At 73.3% G+C, this 13,225-nt stretch carries 13 protein-coding genes; 5 read left to right on the top strand and 8 right to left on the bottom strand.

Annotation, left to right across the window (positions count from 1 at the left end):
• Positions 1-121: 121 nt before the first annotated feature.
• Genes ACI790_RS13285 through ACI790_RS13275 form a run of 3 tightly spaced genes read right to left on the bottom strand, consistent with a single transcriptional unit; the run spans position 122 to position 3,668 of the window.
• Entirely contained in the window at positions 122-1,351 is a 1,230-nt protein-coding gene (locus tag ACI790_RS13285) for a CPBP family glutamic-type intramembrane protease (protein ID WP_456570243.1), read from the bottom strand.
• Positions 1,348-2,859, bottom strand: a complete 1,512-nt coding sequence (gene gltX, locus ACI790_RS13280; RefSeq protein WP_456570242.1) for a glutamate--tRNA ligase — start codon at positions 2,857-2,859, stop codon at positions 1,348-1,350. Before gltX ends, ACI790_RS13285 begins: the two co-directional genes overlap by 4 nt.
• Positions 2,856-3,668: a fumarylacetoacetate hydrolase family protein gene (locus ACI790_RS13275; RefSeq protein ID WP_456570241.1), complete on the bottom strand. Its 813-nt coding sequence runs from the start codon at positions 3,666-3,668 to the stop codon at positions 2,856-2,858. The genes gltX and ACI790_RS13275 overlap by 4 nt, the downstream gene beginning before the upstream one ends.
• Before the next feature lie 61 nt (positions 3,669-3,729).
• On the opposite strand from ACI790_RS13275, the gene ACI790_RS13270 reads away from it, so the two are divergent.
• The 3 genes from ACI790_RS13270 to ACI790_RS13260 all read left to right on the top strand — a co-directional run bounded on the left by ACI790_RS13270 (position 3,730) and on the right by ACI790_RS13260 (position 5,453).
• Complete coding sequence (locus tag ACI790_RS13270) at positions 3,730-4,110, top strand: VOC family protein (RefSeq protein WP_456570240.1); 381 nt, start codon at positions 3,730-3,732, stop codon at positions 4,108-4,110.
• Between the two features lie 274 nt (positions 4,111-4,384).
• Positions 4,385-4,714 (top strand): putative quinol monooxygenase, encoded by a 330-nt coding sequence (locus ACI790_RS13265; RefSeq protein ID WP_456570239.1) that lies wholly within the window; start codon positions 4,385-4,387, stop codon positions 4,712-4,714.
• A 10-nt stretch (positions 4,715-4,724) separates the two neighbouring features.
• The gene (locus ACI790_RS13260; protein WP_456570238.1) at positions 4,725-5,453 is read left to right on the top strand and encodes a glutamine amidotransferase; all 729 of its coding nucleotides are present in this window, start codon (positions 4,725-4,727) and stop codon (positions 5,451-5,453) included.
• Here the strand turns inward: ACI790_RS13260 and cimA are convergent.
• From cimA to serA, 3 genes are all read right to left on the bottom strand, one after another.
• Complete coding sequence (gene cimA, locus ACI790_RS13255; protein ID WP_456570237.1) at positions 5,444-7,024, bottom strand: citramalate synthase; 1,581 nt, start codon at positions 7,022-7,024, stop codon at positions 5,444-5,446. The two genes, ACI790_RS13260 and cimA, sit on opposite strands and share 10 nt — an antisense overlap.
• Before the next feature lie 203 nt (positions 7,025-7,227).
• Complete coding sequence (locus ACI790_RS13250; RefSeq protein ID WP_456570236.1) at positions 7,228-8,250, bottom strand: 3-isopropylmalate dehydrogenase; 1,023 nt, start codon at positions 8,248-8,250, stop codon at positions 7,228-7,230.
• Positions 8,251-8,266: 16 nt separating this feature from the next.
• On the bottom strand, positions 8,267-9,868 hold the full coding sequence (serA, locus tag ACI790_RS13245; protein ID WP_456570235.1) for a phosphoglycerate dehydrogenase: 1,602 nt from the start codon (positions 9,866-9,868) through the stop codon (positions 8,267-8,269).
• A gap of 124 nt (positions 9,869-9,992) precedes the next feature.
• Between serA and ACI790_RS13240 the strand changes: the two genes are divergently transcribed.
• Positions 9,993-10,718: a hypothetical protein gene (locus ACI790_RS13240; protein ID WP_456570234.1), complete on the top strand. Its 726-nt coding sequence runs from the start codon at positions 9,993-9,995 to the stop codon at positions 10,716-10,718.
• A gap of 122 nt (positions 10,719-10,840) precedes the next feature.
• Positions 10,841-11,539, top strand: a complete 699-nt coding sequence (locus tag ACI790_RS13235) for a hypothetical protein (protein ID WP_456570233.1) — start codon at positions 10,841-10,843, stop codon at positions 11,537-11,539.
• A gap of 64 nt (positions 11,540-11,603) precedes the next feature.
• Here ACI790_RS13235 and ilvC read toward each other — a convergent pair whose 3' ends face one another.
• Both ilvC and ilvN read right to left on the bottom strand, forming a co-directional pair.
• Positions 11,604-12,632, bottom strand: a complete 1,029-nt coding sequence (ilvC, locus tag ACI790_RS13230; protein ID WP_456570232.1) for a ketol-acid reductoisomerase — start codon at positions 12,630-12,632, stop codon at positions 11,604-11,606.
• A gap of 62 nt (positions 12,633-12,694) precedes the next feature.
• On the bottom strand, positions 12,695-13,222 hold the full coding sequence (gene ilvN / locus ACI790_RS13225) for an acetolactate synthase small subunit (RefSeq protein WP_456570231.1): 528 nt from the start codon (positions 13,220-13,222) through the stop codon (positions 12,695-12,697).
• Positions 13,223-13,225: the final 3 nt, after the last annotated feature.

Here is a 13,225-nt window from a genome sequence, read left to right as displayed (position 1 = left end):
AATAAACGGGGGGGGTGCAATTTACCCCATACCCCATGGTTGGACCATCGGGGGGCGGTTTAATACTTTACGGGACGTCGGGGTGGGGGGGGGCCCCCCCCCCCCCCCCCCGGCAGGCCGGTCAGCGCGCCGGGGCAGGGGCCGTCACCGGCGGGATCCGGAGGTCCAGCGCGGGGGTGCGCGTCGCCGGGCGGACCCGCCGCCGCCACCGGGCGACGAGCAGCACGTAGCCGCCGAAGGCGGCCAGGCCGAGCGCGACCGAGGCGGCCGCGAGCCCGGGAGGCAGGGTCGCGGTGGCCACCCCCTCCCCGAGCAGGGCGGCGAGCACGAACAGCACCACGTTGTTGGCCGCGTGCAGCACCACCGCCGCCTCGAGCCCGCCGGTCAGCCACACCACCGCCGAGGCCGCCAGGGCGAACAGGAAGCGGTCGAGGAAGGTCAGCACGTCCGGCGGCAGGTGGGCGAGCGAGAACAGCGTCGCGGTGACCAGTGCGGCCACCACGGCGCCGGTGTGCGGGCTGCGGATCCAGCCGGCGATCGCCTGGCTGAGGTAACCGCGGAACAGGTACTCCTCGGCCGCGGACTGCAGCGGCGTGGTGAGCAGGACCACGACGAGCAGCCACCCCCACGACGGGACGGGCCCGTCCACCTCGGCGTCGCCCACGGTGAAGGACAGCAGCACCGACAGGCCGATGGCGACCCCGATGGTGGCCAGGGCGATCAGCGTCAGGCGGGGCAGCAACCGCCAGCGGAACCGGGCGAGCACCGACGACGACCACCCCGTGCGCATGCCGTGGGCGACGGCCCACGCCAGCCAGACCACCGGGATCGCCACGATCAGGGTGAGGTTGGTGACCAGCAGCGTGCCCGGGTCGGTGAGCTCCAGCAGGGCCAGGTCGGGGCTGATGCCCGTGACGATGCCGACCACCGCGAGCACGGCGCTGCCGACGACGAAGACGACCCCGAGGAGGAACAGCCCCAGCAGCGGCCGCCACCACGCCCAGTCGCGGGCGCGCATCGCGTGCAGGAAGGGCTGCGGCTCGTCGTGCGGCGGCGCGTCCGGGGGCACCGCCCAGCCCACCGGAGCCGGTGGGTACGGCAGCGGTGGCGGCCCCCAGCCGGGCGGTGGCGGCCCCCAGCCGGGCGGTGGCGGCCCCCAGGCCGGTGCGGGCGGCCCCCAGGCCGGTGCGGGCGGGTAGGCGCCCCAGGCGGGTGGCGGCGCCCCGTAGGGCTGGGGCCAGGGCGCCGCCCAGGGGGCGACGGGGGCCTGACCCGGTCCGGGGCGCAGGGTCGGCGGCGGCCCGGCGTACGGCTCGTCGGCGGGCCCGCCGCCGGCCCCCGGCAGCGTCATCCCGCGGTGGCGAGCGCGCGGGCCGCGGTGAGCCGGTCGAGCGTCCGCTCGCGGCCGAGCAGCTCCATCGACTCGTACAGCGGCGGGGACACGGTGCGGCCGCTGACCGCGACGCGGACCGGGCCGAAGGCATGCCGCGGCTTGCGGCCCAGCCCCTCGACCAGGGCATCCCTGAGCGCCTGCTCGATGGCCGGCGTGGTCCACTCCGGCAGCTCGCGCAGCGCCGTCGTCGCGGCGTCCAGCACCTCGACCGCCGGCTCCCCGGCCAGCTGCTTCTCGGCCGCGGCCGGCTCGATGGCCACCTCGTCGACGAAGAGGAAGCCCAGGAGCCCGACCGCCTCCGACAGCACGACCATGCGCTCCTGCGCCAGGGGCGCGATCGCCCGCAGCACGGCGTCCTGCTCCGCGGTGGGCGGCTCGGCGACCAGACCCGCGGCGGCGAGGTACGGGACCACCCGGGCGGTGAACTCCTCCACCGGCAGCGCACGCAGGTGCGTGGCGTTGATCGCCTCGGCCTTCTTCAGGTCGAAGCGCGCCGGGTTGGCGCTCACCCGGGAGACGTCGAAGGCTTCGACCAGCTCGGCCGTGGAGAAGATGTCGCGGTCCTCGGCGATCGACCAGCCCAGCAGCGCGAGGTAGTTGACCAGACCCTCGGGCAGGAACCCGCGCTCCCGGTAGACGTCGAGGTTCGACGTGGGGTCGCGCTTGGAGAGCTTCTTGGTGCCCTCCCCCGTCACCAGGGGCAGGTGACCGAAGCGGGGCGTGCCCGACGCGACGCCGATGTCGGTGAGCGCGGCGTAGAGGGCCAGCTGGCGCGGCGTCGAGGGCAGCAGGTCCTCGCCGCGGAGGACGTCGGTGATGCCCATGAGGGCGTCGTCGACCGGGTTCACGAACGGGTACAGCGGAACGCCGTTCCCGCGGACGAGCACGAAGTCGGGCACCGCGCCCGCGGCGAAGCGCACCTCGCCCCGCACGAGGTCGGTCCAGGCGAGGTCCTCGTCGGGCATCCGGAGCCGCAGCACCGGGGACCGGCCCTCGTCGCGGAAGGCCTGCTTCTGGGCGTCGGTGAGGAACCGGTCGTGGTTGTCGTAGCCGAGCTTCGGGTCCTCCCCGGCCGCCCGGCGCCGGGCGTCGACCTCCTCGTTCGTGGAGAACGACTCGTACGCGTGCCCGGCCTCGAGCAGCTTGGCCGCCACCTCCCGGTAGACGTCGTGCCGCTCGGACTGCCGGTAGGGCCCGTTCGGGCCGCCCACCTCGGGGCCCTCGTCCCAGTCCAGGCCGAGCCAGCGCAGGCTGTCGAGCAGGTGCCGGTAGGACTCCTCGGAGTCCCGGGCGGCGTCGGTGTCCTCGATGCGGAAGACGAACGTGCCGCCGGAGTGCCGGGCGTGCGCCCAGTTGAACAGCGCGGTGCGGATCAGCCCGACGTGGACGAGCCCGGTCGGCGACGGGCAGAAGCGGGTGCGGACGGATGTGGTCGGGGCGGCGGGTGGGACAGCCGTGGCCGTCATCGCGCGCCACCGGCCGTGGAGACGGCGTCGGCCGCGGAGACCGAGTTCGTCAGCGTGCCGAGCCCCTGGATGGTGCAGGTGACCGTCTGGCCGGGGCGGATGGGGCCCACGCCGGACGGGGTGCCGGTGAGCACGACGTCGCCGGGCAGGAGGGTCATCACCTGCGAGATGTAGGAGATGAGCGTGGGGATGCCGAACAGCAGCTGGCTGGTGCGGCCGGACTGGCGGCGCTCGCCGTCCACGTCGCAGGTGACCTCGAGGTCGCCGGCGTCCAGGCCGATGCCGGCCAGGTCGGTCTCGATCCACGGGCCGAGAGGGCAGAAGGAGTCGAAGCCCTTCGCGCGGGTCCACTGCCCGTCGCCCCGCTGCATGTCCCGCTCGGTCACGTCGTTGCCGATCGTGTAGCCGAAGACGCTGCTCAGCGCCTGCTCGGGCGTCACGTTGCGGGCGCCCCGGGCACCGATGACGACGCCGAGCTCGACCTCGTGGTGCACGTTGGTGCTGCCCGGCGGGATCCGGATGGCGTCGCCGGGGCCGATGACCGACGTGGAGGGCTTGAGGAACAGCAGGGGCTGCTTCGGGGCGTCCCCGGTGTTCATCTCCTTGACGTGCTCGGCGTAGTTCTTGCCGACGCACACCACCTTGCTCGGCAGGATCGGCGAGAGCAGCCGGATGTCGGCCTGCGCGAAGCGCGTACCGGTGAAGGAGATCTGGCCGAAGGGGTGGCCCTCGATCTGGGCGACCTGGCCGTCGCCGTCGAGGACGCCGAAGGACATGCCCTGGGGGGAGGCGAAACGGACGATGCGCACGAGCCGAGGTTAGTCGGCCTCCCGATCGGCGGCCCCGGCGCGCGTCCGGTTCACTGCCGTCATGGCCTGCCGCTTCTCCGAACTCGTCGTCGACAGCCGCGATCCGGAGGCGCTGGCCGCCTTCTGGGCCGCGGTGCTCGACTACCGGGTGCTCGGCCGCGAGGAGGACGGCACCGTCGAGATCGGTCCCGAGGCCGGGTTCGGCGGCCCCGCCCCCACGCTGGTCTTCGCGCCGGTCGCCGAACCCACGCCGGGCAAGGTGCGGCTGCACATCGACCTCAACCCCACCGATCGCGATCAGGACGCCGACCTGCAGCGGCTGCTCGACCTGGGCGCGACGCGGGCCGACGTGGGTCAGTCCGGCGACGAGGGGTGGCACGTCCTGGCCGACCCGGAGGGCAACGAGTTCTGCCTGCTGCGGACGAAGCTCGACCCGTTGTAGAGCCCGGTCGACCCGAATGGGTCCCGGGCAGCCGTGATGAAGCGGCTCCGCGCAGCAGGGGGACGGCGATGGGCCGCGGTGTCGCGGCGAGTGGGGCCCGGAGGGTCCCGGGCAGCCGTGACGAAGCGGCTCCGCGCAGCAGGGGGACGGCGATGGGCCGCGGTGTCGCGGCGAGTGGGGCCCGGAGGGTCCCGGGCAGCCGTGACGAAGCGGCTCCGCGCAGCAGGGGGACGGCAATTGGCCGCGGTGTCGGGCGGAGGCCGACAATGACGCAGTGATTCTCATCGTCGTGAAGTTCCCCGTCCGTCCCGAGCGCGCCGACGAGTGGGCCGGCCTGGCCGCCGACTACGCCCGCGGCGTGAACTCCGAGGAGGGGTCGCTGTTCTTCGAGTGGTCGCGCAGCCTCGAGGAGCCGGACACGTTCGTCTGCATCGAGGGGTTCCGGGACGCCGCGGCCGGCGCCGCCCACGTGGGCACGGACAACTTCAAGCGCTTCGTCGACGTCGCACCGGACCTGGTCTCGGCGCAGCCGCAGATCATCTACGTCGACGCACCGGAGGTCTCCGGCTGGGGGCCCATGGGCGAGATCCAGCCGCGTTCCTGACGTCGCCGCGGTGAGGCCGTTCCTGCTGCTGTCCACCCGGCCGGAGGACGAGGCCGCCGACGAGGAGTACGCCTCGTTCCTGCGGTTCACCGCCCTGCCTCCCGGGCGGCTGCACCGGATCCGGCTGGAGGCGGGCCCGCTGCCGCCGCTGGACCTGGACGCCTACGCCGGGGTGCTCCTGGGCGGCGGGCCGTTCAACTCCAGCGACGCGTCGGCGGAGAAGTCCCCCGTCCAGGTGCGGGTCGAGCGGGAGGTGGGCGCCCTCCTGGACGAGGTCGTGGCGCGCGACCTGCCGTTCTTCGGCGCCTGCTACGGCATCGGCACGCTCGGCTCCCGCCAGGGCGGCGTCGTCGACCGGACGTACGGCGAGCCGGTGTCGGCGGTCGAGGTCACGCTGACGCCCGACGGCCGCGACGATCCCCTGCTGGCCGGGGTGCCGGACCGGTTCTCGGCGTTCGTCGGGCACAAGGAGGCGTGCCGGGTGCTGCCGCCGGGCGCGGTGCTCCTGGCGTCGTCGTCCGGCTGCCCGGTGCAGATGTTCAAGGTGAAGCAGAACGTCTACGCCACCCAGTTCCACCCGGAGCTCGACGTCCCCGGGATCGTGCAGCGGGTGCGCATCTACCAGCACGCCGGGTACTTCCCGCCGTCCGAGATGGAGGCGGTCATCGCGCAGCTGACGCCCGCGGTGGTGACCCACCCCGGGCGCCTGCTGGCGAACTTCGTCGCCCGCTACGGCTGAGGGCGGCGCAGGACGGCGTAGGTGAGCGCGTCGACCAGCGCGTGCCAGGACGCCTCGACGATGTTGGCGTGCACCCCGACGGTGGTCCACTCCCCCGTTCCGTCGGTGGTGTCGATGAGCACCCGGGTCGTGGCGCTGGTGCCGCCCTTCCAGCCCAGGATGCGGACCTTGTAGTCGGCCAGGGCGACGTCGGCGAGCTGCGGGTAGCGGTGCACCAGCGCCTGGCGCAGCGCGTTGTCCAGGGCGTTGACCGGGCCGTTCCCCTCACCGGTGCTGATGATCCGCTGCCCGTCGACGTGCACCTTCACCGTTGCCTCGCTGACCACGACGCCGTTGCCCCAGTGCTCGACCGAGGTCTTGTAGCTCTCCAGCTCGAACAGCGGGGGCGGCGCGTCGGGCAGCTGGGAGCGGAGAAGCAGCTCGAAGGAGGCGTCGGCGGCCTCGAACGACCAGCCGTCCGCCTCGAGCACCTTCACCTGGTCGACCACCCGGCCGATGGCGTCGGGCTGGCCGGTCACGTCGACACCCAGCTCGCGGCCCTTGAGCTCGACCGACGCCCGCCCGGCCATCTCGGTGACCAGGATCCGCATGTCGTTGCCCACGACGGCCGGGTCGAGGTGGTTGTACAGCTCGGGGCTCACCTTGATGGCGCTGGCGTGCAGCCCGGCCTTGTGCGCGAACGCCGAGGCGCCGACGAACGGCTGGTGCTCGTCGGGGGCGATGTTGGCCAGCTCGGCGATCGCGTGGCTGACCCGCTGCAGCTCGGGCAGGCACTCGGCCGGCACGGCGGGGATGCCCATCTTGGTCACCAGGTTGCCGACGAGCGCGAACGTGTCGGCGTTGCCGGCGCGCTCGCCGTAGCCGTTCGCCGTCCCCTGCACGTGGGTGACGCCGGCCTCGACGGCGGCCAGGGTGTTGGCCACCGCGCAGCCGGTGTCGTCCTGGCAGTGGATGCCCAGCCGGCCGCTGACCCGCGCCCGCACGTCGGTCACCACCCGGCCCACGCCCATGGGCAGCATGCCGCCGTTGGTGTCGCACAGGACGCCGACCTCGGCGCCGGCGTCGAACGCCGCCTGCAGCACGCGCACGCCGTAGTCCCGGTCGGCGGCGTAGCCGTCGAAGAAGTGCTCGCAGTCGAGGAACACCCGCCGGCCGGAGGCGACGAAGAAGGCGACGGTGTCGGCCACCATCGCCAGGTTCTCCTCCAGGGTGGTGCGCAGCGCCTCGCGCACGTGCCGGACGTCGGACTTCGCCACCAGGCACACCACCGGCGTCTGGGCGTCGAGCAAGGCGCGCACCTGCGGGTCGTCCTCGACGCGGACGCCGGCCTTGCGGGTGGAGCCGAACGCGACCAGCTGGGCGTGCTTGAGCTGCAGCTCCGTCCGCGCACGGGAGAAGAACTCGGTGTCCTTGGGCAGCGCCCCGGGCCAGCCGCCCTCGATGTACCCGACCCCGATCTCGTCCAGCAGCCGGGCCACCGCAAGCTTGTCGGCGACCGAGTAGCTGACCCCCTCCCGCTGGGCGCCGTCGCGCAGCGTGGTGTCGAAGACGTGGAAGTCGGTGCTGGTCATGGGCTCTCCCGGAGCGGTGGGTGCGGCCCGAACACGAAAAAGACCCCCCGGGTACGGGAGGTCTGCGCGCAGTCGGGAGGTGAGTGCGCGCTAGGCGATGATGATCGTGCCGCTGGTGTGCATCGGCCCTAGTACAGCACGGGCCCGTTCCACCGTGACAGCCACCACGGCGGAACGGGCCCCGCGCTCCCGGTCGGGGCGGCTCAGCCGCCGGCGAGGGCCGCGAGCCGGTCGCCGACGTCGGTGGTGCGGATCGTCGCCCGCGGGTCCCGGGTGGAGAGGTCGAAGGCGACGGCGGCGTCGACCTTCCGGGCCTGCTCGGAGCGGCCGAGGTGGTCCAGGAGCAGCCCGACCGACAGCACCGTGGCGGTGGGGTCGGCGACGCCCTTGCCCGCGATGTCGGGGGCCGACCCGTGCACCGGCTCGAACATGCTCGGGTTGGTGCCGGAGGCGTCCAGGTTGCCGCTGGCCGCGAGGCCGATGCCGCCGGTCACCGCGGCGGCGACGTCGGTGACGATGTCGCCGAACAGGTTGTCGGTGACGATGACGTCGTAGCGGCCCGGGTCGGTGATGAAGAACATCGAGGCGGCGTCGACGTGCTGGTAGGCGACGGTGACCTCCGGGAACTCGACCGACACCTCCTCCACGATCCGCGACCAGAGGCCGCCGGCGTGGGTGAGCACGTTGGTCTTGTGGATCAGCGTCAGGTGCTTGCGCGGGCGGGCCACGGCCCGCTCGAACGCGTAGCGGACGACGCGCTCGACGCCGAAGGCGGTGTTGAGGCTGACCTCGGTGGCGACCTCGTGCGGGGTGTCCTTGCGCAGCACGCCGCCGTTGCCGACGTAGGGGCCCTCGGTGCCCTCTCGGACGCACACCATGTCGATCGGGCCGGGCGCAGCGAGCGGGCTGCGGACGCCGTCGAAGAGCTTCGCCGGGCGCAGGTTGACGTGGTGGTCGAGCTCGAAGCGCAGCCGCAGCAGCAGCCCGCGCTCCAGGATGCCCGGCGGCACGCTCGGGTCGCCGATCGCGCCGAGCAGGATGGCGTCGTGCTGGCGGAGCTCGTCGACCACCGTGTCGGGCAGCAGCTCCCCCGTGCGCTGCCACCGGGCGGCACCGAGGTCGTAGGGGGTCGTCTCCAGGTCGGGCGCGACCGCGCGGAGGACCTTGAGCCCCTCCGCCACGACCTCGGGTCCGATGCCGTCTCCAGGGATCACTGCCAGGCGCATGGGAAGCGACCCTAGGTCAGAGCGTCGTGAGGTCGGCGGCCCGGGCTGCCCGGGCACCGATGCGCCCGGCGATCCCCTCGAGCAGCTCGGGGCCGACCGGGCTGTCGACGGTGACCGCCATGAGCGCCTCGCCGCCCTCGTCGGCCCGGCTCACCTGGGCACCGGCGATGTTGACCCCGGCCTCCCCCAGCGCCGCGCCGACGGCGCCCACGACGCCCGGGCGGTCGGCGTAGACGAAGAAGAGCAGGTAGCCCGAGGCGGCCAGGTCGATCTCGAAGCCGTCCACCTCGGTCAGCCGCGGCACCTGGTTCTTGCCGAACAGCGTGCCGGCGACGGTGACCTGCGTGCCGTCGGCCATCGCACCGCACACCCGGACGTAGTTGCGGTAGGTCGGGCTCTCCGGGTCGCTGGTCAGGGTGATCTCCAGGCCCCGCTGCTCGGCGAACAGCGGCGCGTTGACGTAGGTGACCTGCTCCTCGACGACGTCGGAGAAGACGCCCTTGAGCACCGCCAGGGAGAGCACCGAGACGTCGAACTCGGCGAGCTTGCCCCGCACCTCGACGGTGACCGACTGGGCCAGCCCACCGGCGACGGAGGTGAACACCCGGCCGAGCTTCTCGGCCAGGGGCAGGCCCGGGCGGACGTCCTCGGCGACCACGCCACCGGCCTGGACGTTCACCGCGTCCGGCACGAACTCGCCCTGCAGCGCCAGGCGCACCGACCGGGCGACCGCGGCGCCGGCCTTGTCCTGCGCCTCCGTCGTGGAGGCCCCCAGGTGCGGGGTGACGACGGTGTTCGGCAGACCGAACAGGGGGCTGTCGGTGCACGGCTCCGTGGCGTAGACGTCGATGCCCGCGGCACCCACCTGCCCGGTCTTCAGCGCGTCGGCCAGCGCGGCCTCGTCGACCAGCCCGCCCCGGGCGGCGTTGACGATGATCACGCCCGGTTTGGTGGTGGCCAGCTCGTCGGCGCCGATCAGCCCGAGGGTCTCCGGCGTCTTGGGCAGGTGGATGGTGATGAAGTCCGACTCCTCGAGGAGCTCCTCCAGGGAGACCAACCGGACGCCGAGCTGCGCCGCGCGCCCCGGCTGGATGTAGGGGTCGTAGGCGATCAGCTCGACGCCGAAGGCGGCCAGGCGCTGCGCGACCAGCACGCCGATGCGGCCCAGGCCGATGACGCCGACGGTCTTCTCGGTGACCTCGACGCCGGTGAACGCCGACCGCTTCCAGGTGCCCTCGCGCAGCGACGCGTCGGCGGCCGGGATGTGCCGGGCGGCGGCCAGCAGCAGGGCGACGGCGTGCTCGGCGGCGCTGACGATGTTCGACGTCGGCGCGTTCACCACCATGACGCCCCGCTCCGTGGCGGTGGCGACGTCGACGTTGTCCAGCCCGATGCCCGCGCGGGCGACGACCTTGAGGTTCGGCGCGGCGGCCAGCGCCTCGGCGTCGATCTGCGTGGCGCTGCGGATCATGACCGCGGCGGCCCCGGCGAGGGCGGGCAGCAGCGCGGCCCGGTCGGCGCCGTCCACGTGCCGGATCTCGACGTCGGTCCCGAGTACCTCCAGCACGCTGGGGGCGAGTTCCTCGGCGATCAGGACGACGGGCGCGGTCGGAGTCACGGTGTCACAGCCTAGGGAGGCGGCCGCCGCCCGGACCCACCCCCGGGGTCCTTGCCCCGGTGTGGAGCCACCGACATCCTGGCCGTCGAGAGCCGGGACGTCCCGGTAGCGACGGAGGAGAACAGTGAGCCAGTCCGACGACCAGGGTCGTTCCGAGCCCAGCCCGTACGGTCCCGGGGGCGGCCCGGAGCACGGCCAGCCCCCGTACGGGCAGCAGAACCCGCCGCAGCAGTACGGGCAGCAGCAGTACGGACAGCCCCGGTACGGGCAGGAGCAGTACGGGCAGCCCCAGTACGGGCAACCCGGCTACGGGCAGCAGTACGGGACGCCGGCGCCCTACGGCCAGCAGTACCCCCAGCAGTACGGCCAGTACGGCCCCACGGGTGTCCCGGCCAAGCCGGGCGGGGTGGTCACCGCAGCCGTGCTCGGCTTCGTCTACGGGGCCTTCGGCCTGCTGGTGAGCTTCTTCACCATCGTCGTGGGCGTCGCCGCCAGCGGCGCCGACATGTCGCTGGACGAGGAGATCCCGGGCCTCGGCTCCGTCGCCGGTGCGGTCGGGGGCGTGCTCCTGGTCGTCGGCCTGCTGGCGCTGGTCTGGACGGTGGTCATGATCTGGGGCTCGGTCCGGGCCCTCACCGGCCGCAGCCGGGTCCTGCTGCTGGTCGGTGGCTCCATCGCGCTCGTCTTCACCGCCTTCGGCTTCCTGGGCAGCCTGGTCGACGGCGGCACCGCCGACATCGTCGTCAACCTCCTGTTCTTCCTCGCCGCCCTGGCGATCGTGGTCCTGCTCTCGCTGAAGCCGTCCGCGCAGTTCTTCGCCGCACACCGGTACCGGCGCACGGGTCGCTGAACCCGGTGACGGCTGCGGGGCCCGCCGCCGCCCACGACGGCCGGCCCCCGCGCGGGTGTGACGGTCCCTACGATCGGTCACCAGGGAGCCATGTCGGCTCCCCCGACCAGGAGGACGCTGCGATGTCCGGCCCCACCCCCGGTTCCGACCCCGACCAGCCCCAGGGCGGCGCGCCGCAGGACCAGCCGGGCTGGGGGCCGCCACCCGGCCAGCAGCCCGCGCCGGGCCACGACCAGGGCTACGGCCAGGCCCCCCAGGGCTACGGCCCCGGCGGCTACGGCCAGGCTCCCCAGGGCTACGGCCCCGGCTACGGCCAGGGCGCCTACGGCCAGGCGCCGCAGGGCTACGGCCCCGGCGGCTACGGCCAGGCGCCGCAGGGCTACGGCCCGGGCGGCTACGGCCAGGCCCCGCAGGGCCAGCGTCCGGGGCAGGTGACCGCCGCGGGGATCATCGGCCTCGTGTGGGGCACCCTCGGGGCCCTGCTGGGACTGCTCGGCCTGCTCGGGGCCTCGGTCATCGACGACCTCGGGATCGAGATCTCCTGGATCGACATCCTGCTGGGCATCCTGGGGATCGCCGTGGCCGTCGCGATGGCCGTCGGCGGCGCCCAGGTGCTCCAGGGGAAGGCGCCGACGCTGCTGCTGTACGCCGCCTACGCCCAGGTGGCCCTGTGGGTTCTCGGGATCCTGTCCCTGCTCGCGCAGGGCTACGAGTTCAGCGCCGCCGGCATCCTGAGCCTGGTCGTCGCCGCCCTCATCGTGTTCCTGCTCCGGCAGCCGCCGTCCCGGGCGTACTTCGCCTCGCGCGGCCACTCCGTCTGACCCGCGGCACGACGCACGACGGCCCCCGCTGCCTCGGGCAGCGGGGGCCGTCGTGCGTCCGCGCTCAGTTGCGGGCGGCGGTCCCGGTGTAGTCGTCGGACGCCGAGACCCAGCTCATGAGGCCGCGCAGCTTGCGCCCGGTCTCCTCGATCGGGTGCGCCTCGGCGGCAGCACGCTTGGCCTTGAAGTCCGGGGCGCCGGCGTCCTGGTCGGCGATGAAGGCGGCGGCCCAGGAGCCGTCCTTGATCGCGGCGAGCACCTCGCCCATCGACTCCTTGACGCGGGCGTCGATGACCTTCGGGCCGGAGGTGTAGTCGCCGTACTCGGCGGTGTCGGACACCGACCAGCGCTGCTTGGCGATGCCGCCCTCGTACATGAGGTCGACGATCAGCTTCAGCTCGTGCAGGCACTCGAAGTAGGCGACCTCGGGCTGGTAGCCGGCCTCGGTGAGGGTCTCGAACCCGGCGGTGATCAGCGCGCTCGCGCCACCGCAGAGGACGGCCTGCTCACCGAACAGGTCGGTCTCGGTCTCCTCGGCGAACGTCGTCTTGATGACGCCGGCGCGGGTGCCGCCGATGCCCTTGGCGTAGGACAGCGCGAGCTGCAGCGCGGTGCCGCTCGCGTCCTGCTCCACGGCGACCAGGCAGGGCACGCCCTTGCCGTTCTCGAACTCGCGGCGCACGAGGTGGCCCGGGCCCTTGGGGGCGACCATGGCGACGTCGACGCCGGCCGGGGGCTTGATGTAGCCGAACCGGATGTTGAAGCCGTGGCCGAAGAAGAGCGCGTCGCCGTCCTGCAGGTTCGGCTCGACGGACTCCGCGTACAGCGTCCGCTGCACGTGGTCCGGCGCCAGGATCATGATCAGGTCGGCCTCGGCGGACGCCTCGGCCGGCGTGACGACCCGCAGCCCCTCAGCCTCGGCCTTGGCGCGGCTCTTGGACCCCTCGGGCAGGCCGACGCGCACGTCGACGCCGGAGTCGCGCAGCGACAGCGCGTGGGCGTGCCCCTGGCTGCCGTAGCCCAGGACGGCGACGGTGCGCCCCTGGATGATCGAGAGGTCGGCGTCGTCGTCGTAGAAGATCTCGGCGGCCATGCGGTAGGTGCTCCTTCGGTTGGTGCTTTATCGCGATAAAGCTCGGTGGGGACGGGGAGTTCTCAGGCGCTGCGCTCGACGGGCCGCAAGGTACCGGCGCCCGACATCGCCCGCGGGCCCCGCCCCAGGGCGACGGTGCCCGACTGGGCCATCTCCTTGATGCCCAGCGGCGCGAGCACCGCCAGGAGGGCCTGCAGCTTGTCCGGCGTGCCGGTGGCCTCGAGCGTCACCGTGTCCGGGTTGACGTCGATGACGCGGGCCCGGAACAGCTCGGCGGTCTGCAGCACCTGGGTGCGCTCGGCCATGGCTGCGCGGACCTTCACCAGCAGCAGCTCCCGCTGGACGGCGGCCCCGCCGTCCAGCTCGACGATCTTGATGATCTCGATGAGCTTGTTCAGCTGCTTGGTGATCTGCTCCAGCGGCTGGCTCTCCGCGTCGACGACGATCGTCATGCGGGAGAGGTCGGGGTTCTCGGTGGGCCCGACGGCGAGGGACTCGATGTTGAACCCGCGGCGGCTGAACAGCGCCGACACACGGGCCAGGACACCGGACTTGTTCTCGACGAGGACCGACAGAGTGTGGCGGGTCATGTG

The sequence above is a fragment of the Blastococcus sp. SYSU DS0539 genome, assembly GCF_054050855.1.
This window is presented reverse-complemented; position numbering and strand designations above follow the sequence as displayed.

Coding starts and splice junctions, on each gene's coding strand:
- ACI790_RS13285 (WP_456570243.1), bottom strand. CDS start 1,351: ATGACGCTGCCGGGGGCCGGCGGCGGGCCCGCCGACGAGCCGTACGCC.
- ilvC (WP_456570232.1), bottom strand. CDS start 12,632: ATGGCCGCCGAGATCTTCTACGACGACGACGCCGACCTCTCGATCATC.
- ACI790_RS13250 (WP_456570236.1), bottom strand. CDS start 8,250: ATGCGCCTGGCAGTGATCCCTGGAGACGGCATCGGACCCGAGGTCGTG.
- cimA (WP_456570237.1), bottom strand. CDS start 7,024: ATGACCAGCACCGACTTCCACGTCTTCGACACCACGCTGCGCGACGGC.
- ACI790_RS13270 (WP_456570240.1), top strand. CDS start 3,730: ATGGCCTGCCGCTTCTCCGAACTCGTCGTCGACAGCCGCGATCCGGAG.
- ACI790_RS13235 (WP_456570233.1), top strand. CDS start 10,841: ATGTCCGGCCCCACCCCCGGTTCCGACCCCGACCAGCCCCAGGGCGGC.
- ilvN (WP_456570231.1), bottom strand. CDS start 13,222: ATGACCCGCCACACTCTGTCGGTCCTCGTCGAGAACAAGTCCGGTGTC.
- gltX (WP_456570242.1), bottom strand. CDS start 2,859: ATGACGGCCACGGCTGTCCCACCCGCCGCCCCGACCACATCCGTCCGC.